24 protein-coding genes are annotated in these 23624 nt (G+C 36.4%); 11 read left to right on the forward strand and 13 right to left on the reverse strand.

Features of this window, described 5'->3' with window-relative positions; translation table 11 throughout:
- Positions 1–75 precede the first annotated feature (75 nt).
- Positions 76–423: a carboxymuconolactone decarboxylase family protein gene (locus tag FW778_RS07890; RefSeq protein WP_150414053.1), complete on the reverse strand. Its 348-nt coding sequence runs from the start codon at positions 421–423 to the stop codon at positions 76–78.
- Positions 424–519: 96 nt separating this feature from the next.
- Here FW778_RS07890 and gndA point away from each other — a divergent pair, with 96 nt between their 5' ends.
- The 4 genes from gndA (at position 520) to FW778_RS07910 (ending at position 4623) form a co-directional block, all read left to right on the forward strand.
- Positions 520–1968, forward strand: coding sequence for an NADP-dependent phosphogluconate dehydrogenase (gene gndA, locus FW778_RS07895; RefSeq protein ID WP_150414054.1), 1449 nt, complete (start codon positions 520–522; stop codon positions 1966–1968).
- A 43-nt stretch (positions 1969–2011) separates the two neighbouring features.
- Complete coding sequence (gene zwf / locus FW778_RS07900) at positions 2012–3496, forward strand: glucose-6-phosphate dehydrogenase (protein WP_235906139.1); 1485 nt, start codon at positions 2012–2014, stop codon at positions 3494–3496.
- A gap of 4 nt (positions 3497–3500) precedes the next feature.
- Positions 3501–4232, forward strand: coding sequence for a 6-phosphogluconolactonase (gene pgl / locus FW778_RS07905; RefSeq protein ID WP_150414056.1), 732 nt, complete (start codon positions 3501–3503; stop codon positions 4230–4232).
- A gap of 106 nt (positions 4233–4338) precedes the next feature.
- Complete coding sequence (locus tag FW778_RS07910) at positions 4339–4623, forward strand: GlsB/YeaQ/YmgE family stress response membrane protein (protein ID WP_150414057.1); 285 nt, start codon at positions 4339–4341, stop codon at positions 4621–4623.
- 14 nt (positions 4624–4637) lie between these two features.
- On the opposite strand, the gene msrB is transcribed toward FW778_RS07910, so the two are convergent.
- Positions 4638–5078, reverse strand: coding sequence for a peptide-methionine (R)-S-oxide reductase MsrB (gene msrB, locus FW778_RS07915; protein WP_202552110.1), 441 nt, complete (start codon positions 5076–5078; stop codon positions 4638–4640).
- 191 nt (positions 5079–5269) lie between these two features.
- On the opposite strand from msrB, the gene FW778_RS07920 reads away from it, so the two are divergent.
- Together FW778_RS07920 and FW778_RS07925 are read left to right on the forward strand one after the other, a co-directional pair.
- A complete protein-coding gene (locus FW778_RS07920) occupies positions 5270–5854 on the forward strand; it encodes an adenylate kinase (RefSeq protein ID WP_150414058.1) in 585 nt (194 codons plus the stop codon).
- Between the two features lie 36 nt (positions 5855–5890).
- Positions 5891–6352 carry a hypothetical protein gene (locus FW778_RS07925; protein ID WP_150414059.1) on the forward strand — a complete coding sequence of 154 codons (462 nt, stop codon included), beginning with the start codon at positions 5891–5893 and terminating at the stop codon, positions 6350–6352.
- On the opposite strand, the gene FW778_RS07930 is transcribed toward FW778_RS07925, so the two are convergent.
- On the reverse strand, positions 6353–6730 hold the full coding sequence (locus tag FW778_RS07930) for a type II toxin-antitoxin system death-on-curing family toxin (RefSeq protein ID WP_150414060.1): 378 nt from the start codon (positions 6728–6730) through the stop codon (positions 6353–6355).
- Complete coding sequence (locus FW778_RS07935) at positions 6727–6918, reverse strand: hypothetical protein (RefSeq protein WP_150414061.1); 192 nt, start codon at positions 6916–6918, stop codon at positions 6727–6729. The genes FW778_RS07930 and FW778_RS07935 overlap by 4 nt, the downstream gene beginning before the upstream one ends.
- A gap of 94 nt (positions 6919–7012) precedes the next feature.
- Here FW778_RS07935 and paaZ point away from each other — a divergent pair, with 94 nt between their 5' ends.
- Both paaZ and FW778_RS07945 read left to right on the forward strand, forming a co-directional pair.
- Entirely contained in the window at positions 7013–9094 is a 2082-nt protein-coding gene (gene paaZ, locus FW778_RS07940; protein ID WP_150414062.1) for a phenylacetic acid degradation bifunctional protein PaaZ, read from the forward strand.
- A 106-nt stretch (positions 9095–9200) separates the two neighbouring features.
- Entirely contained in the window at positions 9201–9965 is a 765-nt protein-coding gene (locus FW778_RS07945) for an enoyl-CoA hydratase/isomerase family protein (protein ID WP_150414063.1), read from the forward strand.
- 4 nt (positions 9966–9969) lie between these two features.
- On the opposite strand, the gene FW778_RS07950 is transcribed toward FW778_RS07945, so the two are convergent.
- The 4 genes from FW778_RS07950 to lptB form a co-directional block, all read right to left on the reverse strand.
- A complete protein-coding gene (locus tag FW778_RS07950) occupies positions 9970–10605 on the reverse strand; it encodes a carbonic anhydrase (RefSeq protein WP_150414064.1) in 636 nt (211 codons plus the stop codon).
- A 59-nt stretch (positions 10606–10664) separates the two neighbouring features.
- Positions 10665–11414 carry a 3-oxoacyl-[acyl-carrier-protein] reductase gene (gene fabG / locus FW778_RS07955; RefSeq protein ID WP_150414065.1) on the reverse strand — a complete coding sequence of 250 codons (750 nt, stop codon included), beginning with the start codon at positions 11412–11414 and terminating at the stop codon, positions 10665–10667.
- 58 nt (positions 11415–11472) lie between these two features.
- Positions 11473–12984, reverse strand: coding sequence for a GH3 auxin-responsive promoter family protein (locus FW778_RS07960; RefSeq protein ID WP_150414066.1), 1512 nt, complete (start codon positions 12982–12984; stop codon positions 11473–11475).
- Between the two features lie 109 nt (positions 12985–13093).
- On the reverse strand, positions 13094–13855 hold the full coding sequence (gene lptB / locus FW778_RS07965) for an LPS export ABC transporter ATP-binding protein (RefSeq protein ID WP_150414067.1): 762 nt from the start codon (positions 13853–13855) through the stop codon (positions 13094–13096).
- A 29-nt stretch (positions 13856–13884) separates the two neighbouring features.
- Between lptB and FW778_RS07970 the strand changes: the two genes are divergently transcribed.
- Positions 13885–14967, forward strand: a complete 1083-nt coding sequence (locus FW778_RS07970; RefSeq protein WP_235906150.1) for a methylenetetrahydrofolate reductase — start codon at positions 13885–13887, stop codon at positions 14965–14967.
- Between the two features lie 82 nt (positions 14968–15049).
- On the opposite strand, the gene FW778_RS07975 is transcribed toward FW778_RS07970, so the two are convergent.
- From FW778_RS07975 to FW778_RS07985, 3 genes are all read right to left on the reverse strand, one after another.
- Positions 15050–15739 carry a porin family protein gene (locus FW778_RS07975; RefSeq protein WP_150414068.1) on the reverse strand — a complete coding sequence of 230 codons (690 nt, stop codon included), beginning with the start codon at positions 15737–15739 and terminating at the stop codon, positions 15050–15052.
- Positions 15740–15935: 196 nt separating this feature from the next.
- A complete protein-coding gene (locus tag FW778_RS07980) occupies positions 15936–17867 on the reverse strand; it encodes a peptidylprolyl isomerase (RefSeq protein WP_150414069.1) in 1932 nt (643 codons plus the stop codon).
- Positions 17868–17932: 65 nt separating this feature from the next.
- Positions 17933–19387: a TlpA family protein disulfide reductase gene (locus FW778_RS07985; protein WP_202552111.1), complete on the reverse strand. Its 1455-nt coding sequence runs from the start codon at positions 19385–19387 to the stop codon at positions 17933–17935.
- 129 nt (positions 19388–19516) lie between these two features.
- On the opposite strand from FW778_RS07985, the gene rlmD reads away from it, so the two are divergent.
- Positions 19517–20920: a 23S rRNA (uracil(1939)-C(5))-methyltransferase RlmD gene (rlmD, locus tag FW778_RS07990; protein WP_150414071.1), complete on the forward strand. Its 1404-nt coding sequence runs from the start codon at positions 19517–19519 to the stop codon at positions 20918–20920.
- A gap of 100 nt (positions 20921–21020) precedes the next feature.
- Here the strand turns inward: rlmD and FW778_RS07995 are convergent, their stop codons facing one another.
- Together FW778_RS07995 and recA are read right to left on the reverse strand one after the other, a co-directional pair.
- Entirely contained in the window at positions 21021–21431 is a 411-nt protein-coding gene (locus tag FW778_RS07995; protein WP_150414072.1) for a uracil-DNA glycosylase family protein, read from the reverse strand.
- 126 nt (positions 21432–21557) lie between these two features.
- On the reverse strand, positions 21558–22583 hold the full coding sequence (gene recA, locus FW778_RS08000) for a recombinase RecA (RefSeq protein WP_150414073.1): 1026 nt from the start codon (positions 22581–22583) through the stop codon (positions 21558–21560).
- Between the two features lie 214 nt (positions 22584–22797).
- On the opposite strand from recA, the gene FW778_RS08005 reads away from it, so the two are divergent.
- Positions 22798–23604 (forward strand): copper resistance protein NlpE N-terminal domain-containing protein, encoded by an 807-nt coding sequence (locus tag FW778_RS08005; RefSeq protein ID WP_150414074.1) that lies wholly within the window; start codon positions 22798–22800, stop codon positions 23602–23604.
- Positions 23605–23624: the final 20 nt, after the last annotated feature.

Raw genomic sequence — 23624 nt, forward strand, 5'->3', positions numbered from 1 at the left:
TTGTAAATTATTTATTCAAAGTTAACACATACACACATATCATAAGTGATAATGAATGTTTAAAACGAAAAAGTATTATGAAATATTCTGTAACTCTTCCCAATATTCTGCTGCACGGCGAGTATGAGGAATTACGATTGTTCCACCCACAATATTTGCCACCGCAAAAATTTCATACATCTCATCTGTAGAAACTCCAAGCTCAAAAGATTTACCGAGGTGATATTTAATACAGTCATCGCATCGTAAAACCATACTTGCAACCAATCCCAGCATCTCTTTAGTCTTTTTATCAAGAGCGCCTTCTTCATAAGTATTGGTATCAAGGTTCCATAGCCGCTTCATTACAAGATTATTTTTACTCAGAATAACTTCATTCATTTTTTCACGGTATTCATTAAATTCATTTACCAGTGTCGACATTTTTATTTTTTTAAAGTGAAAGATTAATGTCAAAGTTATGAGCATTCTATCCATGCAATTCAATTTCGCTAATTTTGCACCCTATTATTAAATTCTATGAGTGAAATAAAATATGATTTCGGAATGATTGGTTTAGGTGTTATGGGAAGCAACCTTTTACTCAACATGGCGGATCATGGATTTGCAGTAATTGGTTACGATAAAAATCCTGATAAAACAAATCTCTTCGAATCTTCAGCCTCAAAAAACACTGTAGTAAAAGGTGTAAATACTTTGCAGGAGATGATTGATGATTTAAAGGTACCGCGAAAAATTATGATGCTGGTCCCAGCCGGAAAGCCCGTTGACAGCGTGATTGCAGATCTTTCGCCATTATTACAACAGGGAGATATCATTATTGATGGAGGTAATTCTCATTATGTTGATACCTTAAAAAGAATAACAGCGCTTAAAGATAAAGGCTTTCATTTTATGGGTATCGGTATTTCCGGAGGAGAAGAAGGGGCAAGAAAGGGGCCAAGCATTATGCCTGGTGGAGATCTGGAACCGTATAAAGAAGTTGAACCATTATTGAAAGCTGTTGCCGCAAAAGTAAATGGTGTTCCGTGCGTTGGCTACTTAGGTAAGGATGCAGCGGGCCATTATGTAAAGATGGTTCATAACGGAATAGAGTATTCGATAATGGAGCTCATAAGCGAATGCTACGATTTAATGCATAATGGCGTGTCTCTCTCTAATAATGAATTGCATGAAGTTTTTGATAGCTGGGACAGAGGCGAGCTAAAATCTTTCTTGCTTGAAATTACGGGTGCAATCTTTGAAAAGAAAGATGAAAAAACAGGAAATAAATATTTGGTTGATATGATCCTGGACAAAGCCGGGGCAAAGGGCACCGGGCAGTGGACTTCACAGGAAGGCCTTGATTTACCGATGCCCATACCTAGCATAGATTCTGCGGTTATGATGAGAAATCTTTCTTCTCTTATTGATGAAAGAAAGGAAGCTGCAACGCTTTACAAAACTTCTTTGCAAAAAATAGAAATGCCAAAAGATGAGTTCATAACGCTTTTAAAAGATGCATTTTATTTTGCAACTATCATTAGTTATTCGCAAGGGCTGGCTATGCTTACAAAGGCATCCCATCAACTAAATATGGAAATTCCTTTACCCGAAGTTGTTAGTGTATGGAGAGGTGGATGCATTATCCGATCAGCATTATTAGAAAATTTCAAAATTGCCTACGAGAATGCAGAATTAAAAAATTTATTGCTTGATAATAATATCGCGGCAATCCTGAAACAAAAAGAAGAGGCTGCTCAAAAAATTGTATCGCTGGCAGCCCTGCATAATTATCCTGTTGCAGGTTTTATGTCTTCGCTGAATTATTACAATGCTTACCGCAGAAATTTATTACCGACAAATTTAATACAGGCACAGAGAGATTTCTTTGGCGCTCACACTTACCAGCGAATTGATGAAGATGGAATTTTCCATACAGAGTGGGAAACAAAACCCGAAACTGTATCAACAAAAAATTTAGATTAACAAGAAAAAACGTTCAATGTTAGATTATAAAAAAATATCTCCGATGCTCATTTTTATTTTCGGAGGCAGCGGAGACTTAAATTATAGAAAATTAAATCCTGCTTTATTTAATTTGTTTATGGACAAGGCTATGCCTGATAATTTTAGCATAGTTGGTATTGCCCGTTCAGAATACCCGGGCAATGAGTATGAAAAACATTTGAAAGAAGGGATCGATAATTTCTCAAGACGAAAAGATTCTCATGAAGAGTGGAAGAATTTTTCGAAACACATCACTTACCTTCCTATGGATGTGAACAATGAAAAGGAATACGCTAAAATTTCAAAGATTGCGAAAGACACAGAAACAAAATTTGGAGTACACCCTAATATCATTTTTTATATGGCTGTGGCTCCGCAGCTTGTTCCAACAATCGTTAAGAACCTCGGTACGCTTGAAATTTGCCACGATACAAAATGCACGCGCATTGTAATAGAAAAGCCATTTGGACATGATTTGGAGAGCGCAAAAGAAATGAATAAAATGCTTGCCAAATTTTTTACAGAAGAACAGATCTTTCGCATTGATCATTATTTGGGAAAGGAAACGGTACAAAATATTTTGGCATTACGGTTTGCCAATGCGTTGTTTGAACCTATATGGAATCGCAATTATATCGACCATGTTCAAATAACAGCTTCCGAAACCGTTGGTGTAGAAGGCCGTGGAGGTTACTACGAAAATTCAGGAGCATTAAGAGACATGATCCAAAATCATATTCTGCAATTACTATGTATGATTGGAATGGAAGCGCCTGTATCTTTTGATGCCAATGAAATAAGAAATAAAAAAGTGGATGTGCTCAACGCGCTGCGCAGGATTAGTAAAGATGAAGTTCAAAATTATGCGGCACGCGGACAATATAGCGGAGGATGGATGCAGGGAGAAAAAGTGGCTGGTTATCGTGAAGAAAAAGGCGTAGCACCCGAATCGAATACAGAAACTTTTGCTGCGGTAAAATTTTTTATTGACAACTGGCGCTGGCAGGGAGTTCCCTTTTATGTCCGTACCGGGAAACATCTGCATGAAAAAACTACTGTACTAACTATTCAATTTAAGCCTGCTCCGGCATATGCTTTTCCGAAAGAAGCTGCCGAAACATGGAGGCCTAACAGGCTTACAATAAGTATTGCTCCCGAAATGGATATCTGTCTTCGTTTTCAGGCCAAGCGCCCAGGTCAAACAATGATTCTTAGCCCTGTTGATATGGTTTTTAACTACCAGGACGAATACGATGGTGAAGAGCCTGAGGCTTATGAAACACTCTTGTATGATGTAATGGAAGGCGATGCTACACTATTTATGCGGGCAGACCAGGTGGAAGCTGCCTGGGAAGTAGTAATGCCGATCATAGATGTTTGGCATGCACGTAAACCCATTGATTTTCCTAATTATTCACCTGATTCGTGGGGACCCGAAGACGCCGAAGCATTAATTGCAAGAGATGGACACAACTGGATAAATATGGCTCCAAAAAGAAAAGATTAATAAAATGAATTTCCATATATATAAAACCAAAGAGGAATTAAGCGACAAACTCGCTCTGTGGATATGTGATTTAATAAATGCCACTTTGCAAAACCAGGAGTTTTTTACATTGGTGCTTTCTGGTGGCGAAACACCAAAAAATCTTTTTAAAAAATTAGCTACTGAATATCAAGAAAAAATTAATTGGACTAAAGTTCACTTTTTTTGGGGAGATGAAAGAGTTGTATCCGCTACCGATGAAAGGAATAACGCAAAAATGGCTTATGATATTTTGATTGATCATCTTGAAATACCTGCTTCGCAAATACACGTAATGCGTACTGATATTGAACCGGTTTTTGCGGCCGATGAATATGAAAAAACACTGCATCATTTTTTTGACAACACCGTTAACAGCTTCGATCTCGTATTACTTGGCATGGGTGATGATGGACACACACTTTCTTTGTTTCCAAATTCATTACTTTTAAATGAAGAAAAAAAAAGTTGGGTTGAAGCTGTCTACCATGAAGCTCAAAACATGTACAGGATTACCTTAATGCCTTTAATTGTTAACCGCGCATCTCACATTGCATTTATGATTGATGGTAAAAAGAAATCGGGTGTTCTTAAAAAAGTTATTGAAGGCCCCTACAATCCTTTGTTCTTACCTGCACAGATTATACAGCCTAAAAGTGGCCAACTTCATTGGTTTCTCGATGAAGATGCTGCAAAAGATTTAAATAAAAATAATTAAAGACTGCAATCTAATCATTGCTTTAATTTGGTCTGGAAGTTGTAATATCACAAAAATAATTTTGATGTTTTAAGCCATCTATTTTAAACTCGTTAATTCTATTATTATGACACTTATAGGCTTCTTAGTTCTATTGCTTATTGCCGCAATATGCGGTGGGATAGGTCAATCGCTTGCCGGTTACGATCTGGGAGGTTGTCTTGTCTCAATAATTGTTGGATTTATTGGAGCCTATATTGGATTATGGGTTGCCGGTAAAATGGGACTTCCACATTTTTTTACAATAACCGTTGATGGTAAACCATTTCCAATTATATGGGCAGTAATTGGCTCTGCAATTTTTACTTTAATTGTTGCATTATTGCGAAGATTATTTACGGGACGTAATTAATATCTCTTTCTTCGTTAATTTTTCTTTTTTTCAAAGTCGAGAATTACCGAGTTAATGCAATAGCGTAAACCTGTTGGTGGTGGGCCGTCTTCAAAAACGTGCCCCAGGTGCGCTTTACATCGTCCGCATTCAACCTCTGTTCTTTTCATTCCATGGGTATTATCAGGTAGGTAAATAATGCTCTCTTTATTTATTGGCTCAAAAAAACTTGGCCACCCGCAACTACTACTAAATTTTCCGTCACTTTTAAAAAGCGGATTTCCGCAGGCGGCACAATAGTACGTCCCAATTTCATTGTGCATATTATATTTCCCCGTAAAAGGCCGTTCTGTTCCCTTTTCGCGGGCAATATGATAAACATCTCCGGGTAAAATATTTTTCCATTCATCATTACTCATTTCAACAGGTTTATTATCACTTTTAGAATAAACCGGATTTTTTTTATCAGTATTCATAAAATTGATTTTTCTTAAAAATCGTTATATAAAGTTACATTCATTTTAGCCTGTTGAAAATAAACAAGTTTGATTTGATAATGTTTAAGAATATTTTATTCTTGACAATTTTAATTGCGATTAATAATCAGTACTTATAAGGAATTTTAAGCATCATCCATTATATTTGGACTTCACAAGGATATACGCAAATGTTCAATCTCATTTTATTTGGTCCACCGGGTAGTGGGAAGGGTACGCAATCAGAAAAATTGATAGCTAAATATAATCTTAAACATCTTTCTACGGGCGACTTACTAAGAAGTGAGATTACAAAAAAAACACCTTTAGGTCTTGAAGCGAAAAAATTTATGGACCATGGGCAATTGGTTCCTGATGAAGTAGTGATTGGGATGATAAGTTCCGCATTAGAAGCCAATCCTGGTGTAGTTGGTTTTTTATTTGATGGTTTTCCCCGTACGTCGAAGCAGGCGGAGGCATTAGATAATTTGCTGGCCCTAAAAAATCTTACAATTAATGTTATGCTTGCATTAGATGTAACCGAACAGGAACTTGTTAAACGCCTCGTTAAGAGAGGCGAAACCAGTGGCCGCCCCGATGATAATAATGAACAGGTAATACGAACACGCATACAGGAATACCATAAGAAAACTTCCCCGGTTGCGGATCATTATAAAAAGTCAAACAAAGTAATTTTGGTAAAAGGTGAGGGAACAGTAGATGATATATTTGGTAGCCTCACAAAAGAGATTGACTCAAGGATGAAAAAAAAATAAACCAATTTATATTTACTCATTCTAAAATTTTTTTACATGAATATTAGCAAAGAGAGTTTTCTAAAGGAAAATTTTGTTGCCATGTTGAAAAAATTAAAACCAAATGAAAAAGGTAAATGGGGTAAAATGAGCGCCCAGCAAATGGTTGAGCATTTTGCAGATGCCGTAAAAAATGCAACCGGAAAATTGTATTTTCCTCTTTTAAATAAGGGAGAAAGGTTACAAAAATCTAGGGAGTTTTTAATGAGTGAGCAGCCCTTTAAAGAAAATACAAAAAACCCTCTTATTCCCGAAGATGGTTTTAAATTACGCAAACCAGATATAGAAACTGCGATTAACCGGGTGCAAAAGGAGCTTGATTATTTCTTTGAGCTTTTTGGAAAGCATCCTGATCTAAAAACACATAATCCATTTTTTGGAGATCTAGATTATAAAATGAATGTGCAATTGTTGCATAAGCATGCCATGCATCATTTAAAACAATTTGGATTGGTGTAATTAACCGGCTTGTGTATTTTTCTTTAGCCACTCAACAATTTTATCAAATTTTATTTCGCCAGTAGAAATGGAGATGGTGAATTGATATGCATCTTCTTCACCTGCGATTAAATTCAGTTCACCAATCTTTAATATTGCTAACATCGTTAAGAAACCGGTTCTCTTATTACCATCAATAAAAGGATGATTATTAATGATACTCTCTGCAATTGCTGCTGCTTTTTCTATTGTTGAAATATATAAATCATCACCACCAAAAGTTTGAGAAGGCCTTGCTATTGCAGAATCTAATAATCCTTCATCTCTTATACCAAATGAGCCTCCATATTTTTTAATAGATAATTCATGAAGTTTGATAATTTCTGATTTCGAAATCATTGAGCTAATTTTTGCAAAACATTTCCATATTTTAAAACAACTTCTTCAAAAAATAACTCCGCATCAAACTTTGCTTTTTTTTGTTCAACACTAGCTTCTTCTATTACTTTCAAAATAATTTTTAGCTGTTCTTCATTTAACTTATCAATCTTTTCATTTATTTCTTTTTTCATTTCTGCTACGCTCATAGTAAAAAATTTTGCACCTCAAATTTAATAAATCTTAAGAGTATTGTTAAATGCCTTCGCTTAACTATAATTAACTTTGAAAAGAAATATCAGAATGAAAAAACTCGGAAACTATATCACTGGTAATTGGATTGAAGGAGATGGAGATGGCCAGCAACTATTTAATGCAGTAAATGGCGACATTATAGCAACGGCTACAACACAAGGGCTCGATTTTAAATCGATATTAAATTACGGAAGAACAAAGGGAACCCGCACGCTTCGAAGAATGACTTTTCATGAAAGAGGAAGAATGCTAAAGGCGCTGGCGCTACACTTGCTGGAACATAAGGAAAAATTTTACACGCTTAGTTATAAAACCGGTGCAACCCGCGCTGATAGTTGGGTTGATATTGAAGGAGGCATTGGTAATCTTTTTTCTAACGCATCATTAAGAAGAAAATTACCCGATGAAGTTTTTGCACTTGATGGCGATAATATCGGGCTCAGTAAAGGCGGAACTTTTGCTGCACAACATATTTTATTACCCAAAGAAGGAGTGGCTGTTCATATCAACGCTTTTAACTTTCCCGTGTGGGGCATGCTGGAAAAAATTGCCGTAAACTTACTGGCAGGCGTAGCCGCAGTCGTAAAGCCAGCTTCTGTTACTTGCTATCTAACGGAGATGGTTGTACGGGAAATTATTTCTTCAAAAATTCTACCCGAAGGAGCCTTGCAATTAATATGTGGAAGCGCTGGTGATATACTGGATCATGTAACATTCCAGGATGTAATAACTTTTACCGGTTCTGCCTCAACGGGTTTACTTCTAAAATCAAACCCAAATATTTTAAGAGAAAATGTGCCTTTCAATCTCGAGGCAGATTCATTGAACTGTATTGTTCTTGGCAACGACGTTACGCCTGACATGCCTGAATGGGATATTTTTATTAAAGAGATAAGAAAAGAAATGACATCAAAAGCGGGACAAAAATGCACGGCGATAAGAAGAATTTTTGTCACAGAAAATAAGATGGAAGATGTATGGAAAGCCATCAGCAAATCTTTGGCACAGACAACTATTGGAAACCCGGAAAATGAAAAAGTAAGAATGGGTGCTTTAGCCGGGCAAACACAAAAGAAGGAAGTGTTGGATCAGGTACAAAAACTTTTAGCTTCTTCTCAACTCATTTATGGCAGCCTTGACAGCGTTGAGTTAATTGATGCAGATATAAATAAAGGCGCATTTATTAGTCCTTTATTATTGTTGAATGAAACTCCATTTAAAAGCGAAGAGGCGCATAATGTTGAAGCTTTTGGACCGGTAAGTACTATTATGCCTTATAAAAACATCGATGAAGCAATTGAGTTATCAAAAAAAGGGAAGGGTTCCTTGTGTAGTTCAGTGGTTACTTCAAGTAAACAATTTGCAAGAAATTATGTATTAGGAGCAGGCACTTTTCATGGAAGAATTTTAGTGCTCAATAGTGAAGACGCCAAAGAAAGCACAGGACATGGCTCACCGCTGCCACTACTTATTCACGGTGGACCCGGGCGTGCCGGTGGAGGCGAAGAGATGGGAGGACTGCGAGGTATTAAACATTACATGCAAAGGGTAGCGGTGCAAGGTTCACCTACCATGCTTACGGCGATAACAAATGTTTATCAGCCGAATGCAAAAGGTAATCGTACTACTATTCATCCCTTTAAAAAATATTTTGAAGAACTTAAAATAGGCGACCAGTTAATCACGGATAAAAGAAAAATTACTTCTGACGATATTGATAAGTTTGCCGACCTGAGTGGAGATCATTTTTATGCGCATATAAAAACAACCGATTTTGATGATACTATGTTTGAGCAACAAGTGGCTCATGGATATTTTATAATGAGCGCTGCTGCAGGTCTCTTTGTAGATAGTGTTGAGAAAAATCCTGTTTTGCTTAATTACGGAATTGATGAATTGCGTTTTACAAAACCGGTTTATCCGGGAGATGAAATTTATGTTCGTTTTACCTGCAAAGAAAAAATTCAGCAGGAATTAAAAGACATAAACCCTGACGTACCTTTTGTAAAAGGAAGCGATATACCAAGAGGCATTGTAAAGTGGTATGTTGAAATTTTGGATGAAACGGAAACGCCTGTAATTGGCGTAGCAACTATTTTGACCATGGTGAAAAAGAAAAATACAAATTGAAATTTTATTACTTTTCTAAAAACGTTTAAGACAAGAAATTTACAATTTGAAAATAAAAATGATTATAACTTCGCAACCATTTTTTGAATTAAATTAATTATAAAGTATGCCAGAAACCGGATATGTAAGCTCCCACACAGAACATGGAATTACCACCATCGAATTTTTCCATCCGAAAAGTAATTCCCTTCCATTGAAAATGCTTGATGAACTAACGCAGGAGATACATTACGCCGGTAATCACGATACAAGAGTGGTAATATTAAAAAGTGCCGGTGATAACGCTTTTTGCGCAGGCGCAAGTTTTGATGAATTGAGTGCAATTAAAAATGAGAAAGAAGGCCAGAATTTTTTCCAGGGATTTGCCAACGTTATTAATGCGATGCGTAAGTGCAACAAATTTATTATTGGGCGAATACAAGGCAAATGTGTAGGCGGTGGTGTAGGCCTTGCAGCAGCAGTAGACTATGCAATTGCCATAAATAAAACAGAAATTAAATTAAGCGAACTTTCTATTGGCATCGGACCTTTCGTTGTTGGCCCGGCAATAGAAAGAAAAATAGGTACATCGGCATTTTCGCAGCTTGCAATAGATGCAACGTTATGGAGGAACGCAGACTGGGCAAAGAAAAAGGGATTATTCGCCGAAGTTCATGAAACTGTTCAAAATATGGACGAATCTGTTTACAGGCTTGCCAACTCACTGGCCCACTCAAGCCCTGAAGCAATAGCCGAAATGAAGAAGATGTTTTGGAAAGGAACAGAAAACTGGGATGCGCTGCTTAATGAAAGAGCTGCAATAAGTGGCAAATTAATTTTGAACGATTTTAGTAAAAATGCGATCGAAAAATTTAAGCTTAAAATAAAATAAACTTTTATAGGTCATCGTATTCATATAGCGGATCAATAGGAGTACCCGCTTCCATTTCAAAAACAGGTTTAATTAAGCCATCCTTTAATCCATATACCCATCCATGTAAATGAGGACGCTGTTCGTTCTGCCAGGCCCGTTGAATAATTGATGTTTTGGAAAGATGCATTACCTGCTCTTTTACGTTTAGCTCTACAAGTCTGTCAGCACGGCGTTCTTCATTCGTAATCGCCATTAATTCTTCACGATGCAATCGGTAAACGTCTTTAATATTCCTGAGCCACATGTTAAGCACATATTTATAATCATGATTCGTCATAGCGGCTTTAATGCCTCCGCAACCATAATGTCCACACACAATAACGTGTTTAACTTTTAAATGATTTACTGCAAAATCCAGTACACTCAAAAGGTTTACATCGGTATGTATAACCATGTTGGCGATATTGCGATGAACAAAAATTTCACCAGGTTGTGTACCCGTTATTTTATCTGCGGGAACCCTGCTATCGCTGCACCCGATCCACAAAAACTCCGGTGTTTGTAAAGCAGATAATCTTTTGAAAAACTCCGGGTCATTTTCAACTTGTTTATTTGCCCATGTTTTATTATCTGAAAGTAATTTTTCGTATGAAGTCATAAATTAAATTTAGCCGCTACATTTCCTGTTAATTGGCCTTGATTTTTTAGTTAGAGTAATTACATATTTAATCCGCCGCAGGTACTTATTACCTGTCCCGTTATATAAGAGCTCATGTCGCTTGCAAGAAATACGGTAACATTTGCAATTTCTTCTACGCTACCAAATCTTCCAAGCGGAATTTTATCAAGAAAAGATTTGGCTGCTTCACCTTCTTTTAAATAGTGCGTCATATCAGTTTCAATAAACCCGGGCGCAATTGCATTACATCTTATATTTCTGCTTCCCAGTTCCGCAGCAATTGATTTTGTAAATCCAATAATGCCGGCTTTACTCGCTGCATAGCTGCTCTGTCCTGCGTTTCCACGCATGCCTACGATTGAACTCATATTAATTATACTTCCTTTTTTTGATTTCATCATTGGACGAATAACCTGCTTCGTCATATTGAAAACGCTTTTAAGGTTCGTTGCCATTACTTCATCCCATTGCTCTGGTGTCATCCGAAGCAGTAAGTTATCTTTTGAAATTCCTGCATTGTTTACACAAATATCAACTGTCTCAAATTCTTTAACAACATCATTTACCATTGCCTCGCAATCTGCGTATATGCCTGCGTTACTCTTATATGCTTTAGCATTTACCCCGAATGTTTTTATTTTATCTTCAAGTGACCTAGCCTTTTCATCGCTGCTTACATAAGTAAAAGCAACATGAGCGCCGCTTTCCGCAAGTTTTAAAACAATACCTTCTCCAATCCCGCGGCTACCGCCCGTTACAATTGCTACCTTATTATCCAATAATTTCATAATTAAAATCTGTTATCTTTTGTAAAAATATTTTATTGTGTAACATAATATTCATTCATCAGGCATTAACCATTCCCATAATCTCGTTGATTAAATTTCTTTCGTTACTCAGCCTGGGAACTTTATGTTGTCCGCCAAGTTTTCCCTTTTGTTTAAGCCATTCTCTAAAAGTTCCCGGTTCTAAAACATGCAAAAGCGGCATTCTCAATGCAATACTTTTGTAGCGCTTTGCTTCGTAATCACTGTTCACTGATTTTAGTGCATCATCCAAAGCAAAAGTAAATTCTTCCATGTCATCCGGTAACTTATCAAACTCTATCAGCCATTCATGTGCGCCATTTTCCTGTTCGCTAAAGAAAACGGGTGCAGCAGTATAGTCGCTTACTATAGCATTCGTTTTTGCGGCCGCTATAGCAATTGCTTTGTCAGTATTGTCAACTATTACTTCCTCACCAAATGCATTCATGTAATGCTTTAATCTTCCGGTAACTTTTATTTTAAAAGGGCGAATAGATGTAAACTGGATGGTATCGCCGACAAGATACCGCCATAGGCCGCCATTGGTACTTATAACCAATGCATAATTTGTATTAAGCGTCACCTGGTCGAGACCGAAGGTCTTTGCGTCAGGTTTCCCGTATTCTTCAACCGGCATAAATTCATAAAATATTCCATGGTCGGCAAAGAGTAACATTCCTTCGCCCTCCGGCATATTCTGCGCAGCAAAAAAGCCTTCACTTGCATTATAAATTTCGAGATAATTAATCGGAGCTCCAATAAGCTTTTGCAACTGCTCACGATATGGCGTAAACGAAACCCCTCCATGAATATATAATTCAAGATTGGGCCACACTTCTTTTAAAGTCTTCTTTCCTGAAATATCCAGTATACGTTTAATTAAAACAATCGTCCAGGTGGGAACCCCCGCAAGAGATGTTACATTTTCATTAATTGTATTTTGCGCCAGTTTTTCGATTTTACTTTCCCATTCATCAAGTAATGCGATGCTTAGTTCAGGAGTTCGAATCCAGTGTCCCCAAAAGGGAGTGTTTTGCATCAAAACTGCACTGAGGTCGCCATATTGTATTTCTTCATTTAATGAGCTTACCTGGTGGCTGCCGCCAACAACGAGGCTCTTTCCTGTAAGTAAATCACTATCGGGGAAATTCTTATAATAATTGCTGAGTACATCTTTCGATGCTTTGAAATGAGTTTCATTAAGCGTTTCTTCACTTATTGGAATGAATTTACTTTTTGCTGAAGTAGTACCGCTGCTTTTTGCAAACCAATTAATTGGTGTATTCCATAGCACATTCTCTTCCCCGTCCATCATTCGCAATATATAAGGCTTTATATCGTCGTATTCCTGGATAGGCACACGATTTTTGAAATTTTTAATAGTAAACAGTTTTGAAAAAGAATACTTACGGCCAAATTCGGTGTATTGGGCCTGCGTTACCAGGTTTTGTAAAACATTACGCTGAGTAGCAACCGGGAAACTAATCCAGTTTTGAACCCGCCAAAGGCGAAGTCTTGCTAATTGTGATATGGCAGGACTCAGCAGTTTCATATAAACTTTTGATAGTTATTTTTATAAAGGTAAAAGTATTAGATGATTTACTTAATGATTTGCATATTGGACAAAGCATTCGTAAAATTTAAACTAAACAAATTACAAATTATTTCAGAGCATCTGTATGCAGGTAATCTTTTCTTTTCAGCTCAAAATTTCTTCCAAGGTAAAGACGACGCACCTGTTCGTCTTTTGCAAGTTCTTCCGCTGTACCGTGTTTATATATTTTACCTTCAATAAGCAGGTATGCCCTGTCGCAAATGGACAAGGTTTCATTTACGTTATGATCTGTAATAAGAATCCCGATATTTTTATATTTCAAGCGGGTAACTATCGTTTGTATATCTTCAACGGCAATCGGGTCAATACCGGCAAAAGGTTCATCCAATAAAATAAATTTTGGATCTACAGCCAATGCACGGGCAATTTCTGTGCGCCTTCTTTCACCGCCGCTCAATACATCTCCGTTACTTTTGCGGACATGAGCAAGGTTAAATTCAACTATTAATGTTTCCAGTTTCTCTTTTTGTTCTTTTCGTGAAAGCTTTGTCATTTCAAGAACCGCAGCAATATTATCTTCCACGGTAAGTTTCCTGAAAACGCTGGCTTCCTGCGGCAAATATCCAAGTCCCATTTTTGCCCTTTTATACATGGGCAGTTTTGTTATGTTGATATCGTTCAGAAATACGTCGCCATCATCAGGTTTTACCAGGCCAACAACCTGGTAAAAAGAAGTTGTTTTACCGGCACCATTTGGCCCAAGGAGACCAACAATTTCTCCCTGGCCTACCTCAAAAGAAACCTTATTGGTAACGGTTCGTTTACCATAATTTTTTGTGAGTTCTTTTGCGTAAATAGTCTGGTTCAATACTTTTTATTTAAAACAAAAATAAGTGAATGAACATTAAAACTATGCTAACACTTTTCAATATCGGAAATGGCAATAATATTTTCCAGTCTGTTAATGATAAGGCCGTTCTTTGCTGTTATTACATTACAACCTACTTTTGCATCTATTTTGTAAAAATGAAAGTTACCGATCATATAAAAGAGGCTAAAGATACCGTGGTGTCTTTTGAAATTTTACCGCCACTAAAGGGGAAAACGATTGAATCGATTTATAATCATCTCGATCCTTTAATGGAATTCGATCCTGCTTTTATAAATGTAACTTACCACCGCAGTGAGCAGGTTTTTAAAAAGAAAGCAGATGGCACTTTTGAAAAAGTAGAAGTGCGCAAAAGGCCAGGAACGGTAGGAATATGCGCCGCCATAATGAATCATTATAAAATTGATGCTGTACCACACTTAATATGTGGCGGTTTTAATTTACAGGAAACCGAAAATGCATTGATCGATCTTGCTTTTTTAGGAATTGATAATGTACTTGTGTTACGTGGAGATGCTGCAAAAAATGAAACTTTATTTGAGCCTGAAAAGAACGGGCACGCTTATGCGTTAGATCTTTTAAAGCAAACCGTAAATCTAAACAATGGAATTTACCTGGAAGAGGATATAAGAGATGGTTATAAAACAAAATTTTGTATTGGCGTTGCCGGCTACCCCGAAAAACATTTTGAGGCGCCTAATATGGAAAGCGATTTGCGATACCTTAAGTTAAAGGTTGATGCTGGTGCTGATTATGTAACTACACAAATGTTTTTTGATAATAAAAAATATTTTGAATTTGTAAAAAAATGCCGGGAAGCAGGAATAGAAATACCAATCATTCCGGGGCTTAAGCCTATAACTTCAAAAAAACAACTTTCAGTTTTACCCCGCACTTTCCATGTGGATATACCCACAGAACTCAGTAATGAAATCCTTAAATGTAAAACAGACGCCGATGTAGAAATAGTAGGCACCGAATGGCTGCTGGCCCAATCAAACGAATTAAAAAAAGCCGGCGTGCCTGTTTTGCACTATTATACCTTAGGTAAGCCTCACGTTATTGCAAACGTGGTAAAAGAACTGGTGTGAACTTTTCTTCCCCAAAAAAAGAGGCCACTTGTAAACCTTACAAGCGGCCATTATCTCTTCTAATTAACTTCTTTGATAATAATCAGCTTAGCGGTATGCCAAGTGAAATGCTTAGTGTACGATATTTATTTTTATTATCTGCACTGTTATTACTTTGAGTTGAATTTATTTTTGTAATACCAAAGCCATAATTAAGTTTTAATAAAACTTTCCCAAGATCCAATCCTCCGCCGAAATTCAATCCGAAATCAAAGCGTTTAATTTTATTATAAGCTGCGTCATCCTGTTGTGAGGTAAAAGGATTGTCGTTGCTAAATTTTATATTTTCAGAAGATGTGGATGTTGCTCCTAAAATCTTGCTTTCCGTTTTAGATTTTCCTGCAAAGCCCATTGCGGCATAAGGTCCGGCATTCAAAAATACATTCATATCTTTTTGAATAGGAAGTCTCACAATTACATTTAAAGGAACCTCAAGGTATAAAGGATTGAATTTTGATTTCACATAATTATCATCAGTGGAGCCGGAGAAATAAGTATTGGCTTTAGCGCCTCTTCCCTGTAGCAATAATCCACTTTCAAGGTCAACAGGTTTTGAAAGATTAAACCTTCCTAAAATGCCTGCATTAAATGTTGTAAGCATATTGTTATCCTGCGTTTCACCAGATTTTGTTTGAGTTATATTGGCAAGATTAACTCCTCCCTGAACATACACTTGAGATTTTGCCAAGGTAATAGTTCCCGAAAGCATTGCAATCATTAATAATTTTTTCATTGATTAAGTTTTAGTTTTCAAATAAATTTATACGGTTTACGGATTCAACACTTTCAAATATGTTGCCAGTAAGCAATCTGAAAATATCGACAGGTTTACAAAAGAATATTAAACATGGCGTATCTATCATAAAGGCATTTGGCCGTGAATAACCAAATAGATTTTCTTATTTATTTAACAAAAAAGAAAATATGTTTTATTGTTTGATAGAGAGAAAAACTTTTTCATTTACTTTAACGGGGTATTTTTTCTTCAATTCCCCGATCCATTTCTTTTCAAGAAAATTTTGATAATCATTAATTACTAACCCGCGTGCATCGGCAAAACTGCGTTGCTCGTTTTCAGGATATATTTTAATGATTAATGAAAATATGGATGTTCCGTCACCACTGTTTACAACCGGGGCCGTTACAAGACCTGCAGTAAAATTGGTTTTTTCTTTAACCGGAATCTGGCTAAGTTCATATCGTCCAGAGTCTGCCTGTATCTGTGAATTATCCTTTACAAGATCGTTCCACTTTTCTCCCTTATTTATTTCATCCACTGCCGTTTTTGCCGCAGTGGCATTAGCGCATGAAAATAAAACAGCGTCTGCGCTCGCATTCCATTTGTAATTAGTTTTATGATCATTGTAATATTTCTCAAGCCCCACACTGTCAGCCGAAGCTTTGGACCAAACTTCTCTTTCCATAACCTCAAAAAGCATATTGCCGTCTTTAAATTCCTGCACCTGGTATTTAAATTCAGGATTAAATTTTTCCAGTCGGCTTTTATAATTTTCTAATGCTGCCAGGGACACATAACTTTTATAAAGCTCATCATGAGTTTGAGATGCATGAGCAGCGTACGCGTTTTTTACATTTTTTACATATTGCATCCAATCGCCAACTTTTACTTTTGCGTTATTAAAAGAAAACAGGGTAGTGTTTTCATTTATATTACCTGAAGAAATTTTCTTATTAGAAATAGCGAAAGTGTCTGTTATTTTCCAGAGATCTTTTTCATTTATTGCATTATTTTTTTTGTAGTCTGTTTTTACAAGTACTTCTTTTAAAAATTTTTCTTTGGCTAGCGCAATACGGCTATCGGCAAGCACTTGCTGTTTAAGGTTGGCAATATAGGCTTCATCGCTTTTATTTTCGGGTACCGGTGAGCGTGAGATTCGCCTAATAATATGATAACCAAATTCAGTTTGAAATGGCTTTGAAATATCGCTATCATTCTTTAGTGAAAAAGCAACTTTCTCAAAACCCCCGTCGTAAGTTGCTACACCAAATTCCGGTAATATTCCATCGTTCATATAAGTTCTTCTGTCATTGCTGTATTGCTTAGCCAATTCACCGAAGTCAGCTCCCGATCTCAGTGCGTTATAAACAGAATCTGCTAATTGTTTTGCATGATCTCTCATGTTGATATTACCGGCCGGCACGGCGAATAAGATCTGGGCAACCTTAATTTTTCCAACCGCAGGCCTTTCTTCTTCATTCTTAAAAATGTGCCAGCCTTTTTTAGAGCGGTAAGGCTTACTTACCTGGCCAGGCTTTAAACCATAAATAATATTTTCAAATTCATACGGCAGCGTAAACACGGTAATCCAGCCTAAATCGTTACCCTGCAACGGCGCAATTTTTTCTTTTATTTCGGAAACTATTTCATCATAATCAGTTCCGCCTTTTTTTAATTCATCATATGCTTCATTAATTGCTTTATATAACTTAAGCGTGTCTGCAGGTGACATTTTATCATTAATCAACACATAAAAATGTTGCACATGAATATCTTTCTGGCTCCTGTTAAATGCTTCATTAACCAAAGCATCTACTTCCTTCTCGTCTTGCAAATAATTATTTTCTATTTGCGTTGTGAAATTTTGAAGATCTGATTGTAAGGAAGGAAGTGTATCAAGATGCATGTCTTTAGCGGCCTGGACCTTCAGTTTAAATTTGGTGTAAAGATCGAGGTATTCCCTCATTGCTTGTTCGGGGTCGGTAGTAGCGGTTTTATTTTTATTGTATGCCCGCAAAAATTCATCTTTACTAACCGAATGACTGCCATAAGTAAAAAGCACCTGGCTATAAGTAATTGAAATAAGGAGTATAAATGCAACAAACAAAAAAAGTTTTTTCATCAGACAGAATTTATTGGGTCGGTAATAAACATTTCTATGACTAAACTTTGTTTAATCATCGCCATTTATTTTTGAGCGTTGTTAGTATTGTTTAGAGGTTTATTATTAATTTTCATTTGGAGAACATCATCCATCTGTTGCCAGGTTAATTTTTTTGCAATAATTCGTTTATCCTTGTCGAGCAAATATAAAGTGGGTGTTTGAGTAACATCATACAATTGCTTATAAGATGGTTTCTTAGCATCTTCTTCAATTTTCTTTTGTCCTTCGGTCTGATAAACGTTTATCCAGCTTTGTAAATTGTACTTATTTATAAATTCCCTCCATTTTGGTTGTTCTTTAGTATCAGTAAGCACACCATACATTTTTACGCCCTCTTTTTCCCATTTGGCATGGAAAATTGAATCCATCTTAGGTACCTCTTCACGACAGTGGCTGCAGGTGGGATCCCAAAAACAAACAATAGTATATGGTGCATTCACATCATATAGCGAGCGCGGATTACCGGTAGAATCAACCATTTCTAAGTTTGCTGCCTGCTCGCCAATAAGGTTCGACATGAGCATATACGCCCGGTTGGAAATTGCAGTCATTTGCTTTTCATTCAACCATGATGAAACTCCTTTTGAATGATACTTTTCAAACAGGTGCACGAATACAGCATCCTGACCCATATATTTAGGATTGATGTATTCATCCGTAAGCCAGTTTAATAAAAATTTATACATTTCAGGGGCCGTTCTTGCTCTCAGCAATAAATAATCCGATTCCCGTATAATGGAATCGGGGGAAGGCGATAAAACTTCCCGGAAGTATCTTTCAACCTTTGGTAAAAAGAACGGCGTACGTATTATACGGTCATCCATAAACGAAATTCCATCCCAATAATGTTTTTTATAATAGTCGTAATTGTCAATCGAATCTTGCCTGGTAACCGGCTTTGCATTTAAAATCTTTGGCTCTTTCATACTGGTGAGCAAGGCGGCTAACATAGATTCAGGGTTTTCCTTTATAATGTTATCCCTGTAATCATTCAGCTCTTTATTAAGCTCATTATAATTCTTTTCATGCAAAAGGCTGTCACTTTTGGTTTTCGAATTTTTATAAGCAGTAATTTCTCTCTGCAGGTTGTCCCCCTTCGACGCGACAAATTTTTGATATTTTTGAAAGAGTATATTTTCCCTGGAACCCGTTACAATTGTTTTATTAATAAGATCTGACGTATCAGCTTTTATAGAAATTACCTGCTCCTTATCAACCAAAAAATCATATAATTTATTTTTGCCGGGAAAAACTATCGAGTAAACGCCGGGTTGTAATTTTTCCTTTTTTTCAAAAATTGCAACACCTTTATCGCTAATAATTGCGGAATCTTCTATGTTAATATTTTTGCCATAATAATAAGTGAGATATGTTAACCCGTTTTTATAATTGGGTGATTGCAAAGTAACTTTAAAACCCTGCGCAATTGTAGCTGCAGATAACATAAGAAGAACGCTTACGCTAAAGAATATTCTCATTGATTTTGAATTGGAGGTAAAATTATTCAAATTGATTAAAAACAAATGTTCATGCAAAATACTTAACATTTTATAGTAACCACCATAAGCATCGTGCACATATAGTATTTTTACGGCTGATATAACGTAATGAAACGAAAAAAAATTACACTGCAAGATTTGCCCATAACCGGGTATGCAGCAGAAGGAAAGGCCCTGGGCCGTGTAGAGGGAAAGGTTATTTTTGTAGAAGGCGCCGTACCCGGTGATGTTGCTGATGTTTTTATAACCAGGAATAAGAAAGACTGGGCAGAAGGGAAGGCAATAAAAATAAAAAAATTCAGTAACGAAAGGGTTGAACCTTTTTGTATTCATTTTGGAATATGCGGCGGATGCAAATGGCAAATGCTGCCGTACAAAAAGCAACTTGAATATAAACAACAGGAAGCCGCAGATGCTTTTAAAAGAATTGGAAAGCTTACTGAAATATCGATGTTGCCTATTATCGGTTCCGAAAATACAATTCATTATCGCAATAAACTTGAGTTCACTTTCAGCAATAAAAAGTTCTTAACGCCACAACAATTAGAAGAACTTCAAAATGACACCTGGCCGGGCGGTGCATTAGGGTATCATGTCCCTCGTTTGTATGATAAAATAATTGACATCAACGAATGCTGGTTAATGGATGATGTAAATAATACAATACGCAATGCCATGCGTGACTTTTCCATTGCAAATGGATATAGCTATTATGATATTAAAGAACATAAAGGTTGGCTAAGAAATATTATCATAAGAATTTGTACAACCAGTGAATTGATGGTAAATATTGTTTTTGGTTATGATGATAAAAACGAAAGAGAAAAGATTTGCAAGCTTTTGCTGGAAAAAGTTCCATCCATAACTACGTTGCTTTATACAATAAACGCCAAATGGAACGATACTATTTATGACCTAGAAACAAACATCGTTTCCGGGAAAGGATATATAATTGAGAAGCTGGGGGATTTCAATTTTAAAATCTCACCAAAATCTTTTTTTCAAACGAATACCAAACAGGCGGAAAAATTATACAATGTTGTAAAAGATTTTGCTCAATTAAATGGAAATGAAATTGTTTATGATTTGTATTGCGGCACCGGCAGCATCGGAATTTTTTTAAGTAACGATGCTAAAAAAATTATTGGGGTAGATGTTGTTGAAGATGCAATTAAAGATGCAAAAGAAAACGCTGCACTAAACAGTATCATGCATTCATCATTTTTTTGTGGCGATGTGATTGAAATATGTAACGATGATTTTTTTAATAAACATGGCAGGCCTGATGTAATAATTGTTGATCCACCACGGGCAGGGCTACACGCAAAACTAGTTCAAAAGCTTTTAGAAATTGCTCCAAAAAAAATTGTATATGTAAGCTGTAATGTTGCCACGCAGGCAAGAGACCTTCAATTGCTCGGTGATAAATTTTCCGTTGAAAAATTACAACCTGTTGATATGTTTCCGCATACACATCATATTGAATGCGTGGCGGAGCTGTGGTTGAAATGATAACATCAAACTGGCAACATCATCTTATAATAGGCAATCTTCTCCTTCACGCTCATTCTCCCAAATCGTGGCGATGGCGACGGAAGACATTCGCCGTTTTTTATTCCCGGAAATATTTTAAGAAATGTTTTTCTACAAACCTGCTCGTGAAAAATATATTTCGAAATGATGTTTGCGCCAAAATGTTTTTAATGGCTTTATCATTGTAAGCAACCACTTCAAGACTGGTGTCAGAATTATTTGTTGCATTCCGTCGCGCCTTTAAAATAATATCTGCAATGGCAATTCCCTTTACTCTAAATAACTCTTTTTTATCTGTGGCCTTTTTTAATTCAATATTGTAAACGCCTGAAATAATATTCCAAAACTGGTTGCGCTTCGTTCCATAAAACCAATCGTCTTCTCCTAAAAATTTTTGAGTAATATCTCTTCCCGGAAAACTACCAACAATAAGTATGGTTGCATTGATTGGAATGAATGGTTCGAAAGGATGAGTTTCAATTTTCACCATATTTATTAAAAAGATCTTTGCAATTTAAAAGTATACATAATTATCACTTCTTTTCGCCGTGTTATTAAAAATACAAAAGCCATCGTTTAAAACAGATGGCTTTTGTAAAAAAATCATTTATTAAAATTATGCAGCATTCATCTCCGCAATCTTTGCTCTTATTTTTCCTTCGAGTTCTGCTGCCAGTTCTGGGTTATCTGTCAGCAGTTGTTTTACAGCATCGCGGCCCTGGCCAAGTTTTGTTGTGTCATAGCTAAACCAGCTTCCACTTTTTTGTATGATGCCCATTTCAACGCCCATATCTATTATTTCACCTGTTTTTGAAATACCGGTACCAAATATTATATCAAATTCCGCAATACGAAATGGAGGCGCTACTTTATTTTTAACCACTTTCACTTTTACCCGGTTACCTATTGATTCATCGCCATCTTTTATTTGTGCCATACGACGAATATCGAGCCGGACAGATGCATAAAATTTTAAAGCGTTTCCACCGGTAGTGGTTTCGGGATTTCCAAATACAATTCCTATTTTATCACGAAGCTGGTTTATAAATATGCAGCAGCAATTTGTTTTACTTATTGTAGCAGTTAGCTTTCTTAAAGCCTGGCTCATTAACCTTGCCTGCAAGCCCATTTTGCTGTCGCCCATCTCGCCCTCTAATTCGCCTTTGGGCACAAGCGCGGCAACAGAATCTATAACTACCACATCTAATGCGCCGGAAAGAATTAATCTGTCTGCAATTTCCAACCCTTGTTCTCCATAATCGGGCTGGCTTATTAAAAGATTATCTACGTCTACGCCTAACCGTTTAGCATAGGCGCTGTCAAAAGCATGCTCGGCATCGATAATTGCGCACATGCCACCTTTCTTTTGTGCTTCGGCAATTACATGAATTGCAAGAGTTGTTTTACCTGAAGATTCCGGTCCATATATTTCAACTACTCTTCCTTTTGGTAATCCGCCAATACCTAATGCAACATCAAGTCCAATAGAGCCAGTAGAAATTACCGCTTGCGGTTCCTGCGAACGCTCGTTCATCATCATCACACTTCCTTTGCCAAAATCTTTATCTATTTTATCAATAGTAAGCCTTAGAGCCTTAAGTTTTTCAGAACTTTTATCTACGTTTTTTTCAGTATTTGCCATAAAAATTTAATTGATCTTTTTATAATTCTGTAAAGTTATTAGATGTACAAAGATATATATTATAAGTTATCAACACTAATTTCTTTAGTATTTATTGACAAAAATATTAGTTGTTTTTGTTTTAATAAAAGATGCAAACCCCTTTTTTCCAGTTCAAAACTGCGATAACAATTTCAGGTTTTTATTTTACTTTCATAACACGAAATTTTAGCAAATGAAATTTATCTCCGCTATAACACTCATTGCTATAATTTTATTTTCCTGCAATGGAAGCCCACCTGCTAAGAGGACGGTTATCATTAAGGATACTACAAAAATTCAGGACACTATAATTGTAAAGGATTCTATTTTAAGTTCAACAATTGCAGACAGCCTACCTTTGGACGCTTACCAGGGAATTTTTCCATGTAAAGATTGTGATGGAATACAACAAACGATTCTTTTCAACAGTGACGGAACTTTCAGGGAAGAACAAATGATCTGGAGCAAAAATGAATCTCCAAAAATAAGTGAAGGAAGCTGGCAGCGGAAAAACGGTAAAATAGAATTAACTCAAAATAATAAACCCGTTATAGATTTTGATAAAAAAGACGACACATTATTTGCAGTGACAATAAACGGGGTGATGGTTAATGATTCATCTAAATATAGCCTTACTAAAAGAAATCTTGCAGATGATAATCCTGTCTGGAATAAAAAACGTTTGGCGGGTATAGACTTTGTTGCGATTGGCAATGAGCCTTTCTGGAACCTTGAGATCGATTTTCAAAAATCGATAGTTTTTAAACTCGCCGATTGGAAAAGGCCGGTAATCGCAGGCATTCAAAAACCAGCAATAGACAGAGACAGTACGGTTTATAAATTAAAATCTGACACAACAAAATGGCGCATTACAATATTACCCCAATTTTGCAATGACGGAATGAGTGACCTCTTATATCAATATAAGGTAATCATAAAATATAATGGAATACTTTATAAAGGTTGCGGACTGATGCTTACTAAAAAGATTTCTCAATAAATTTGGCACAAAATTATCTG

It is taken from the genome of Ginsengibacter hankyongi (assembly GCF_008710285.1).
GTDB lineage: Bacteria > Bacteroidota > Bacteroidia > Chitinophagales > Chitinophagaceae > Ginsengibacter > Ginsengibacter hankyongi.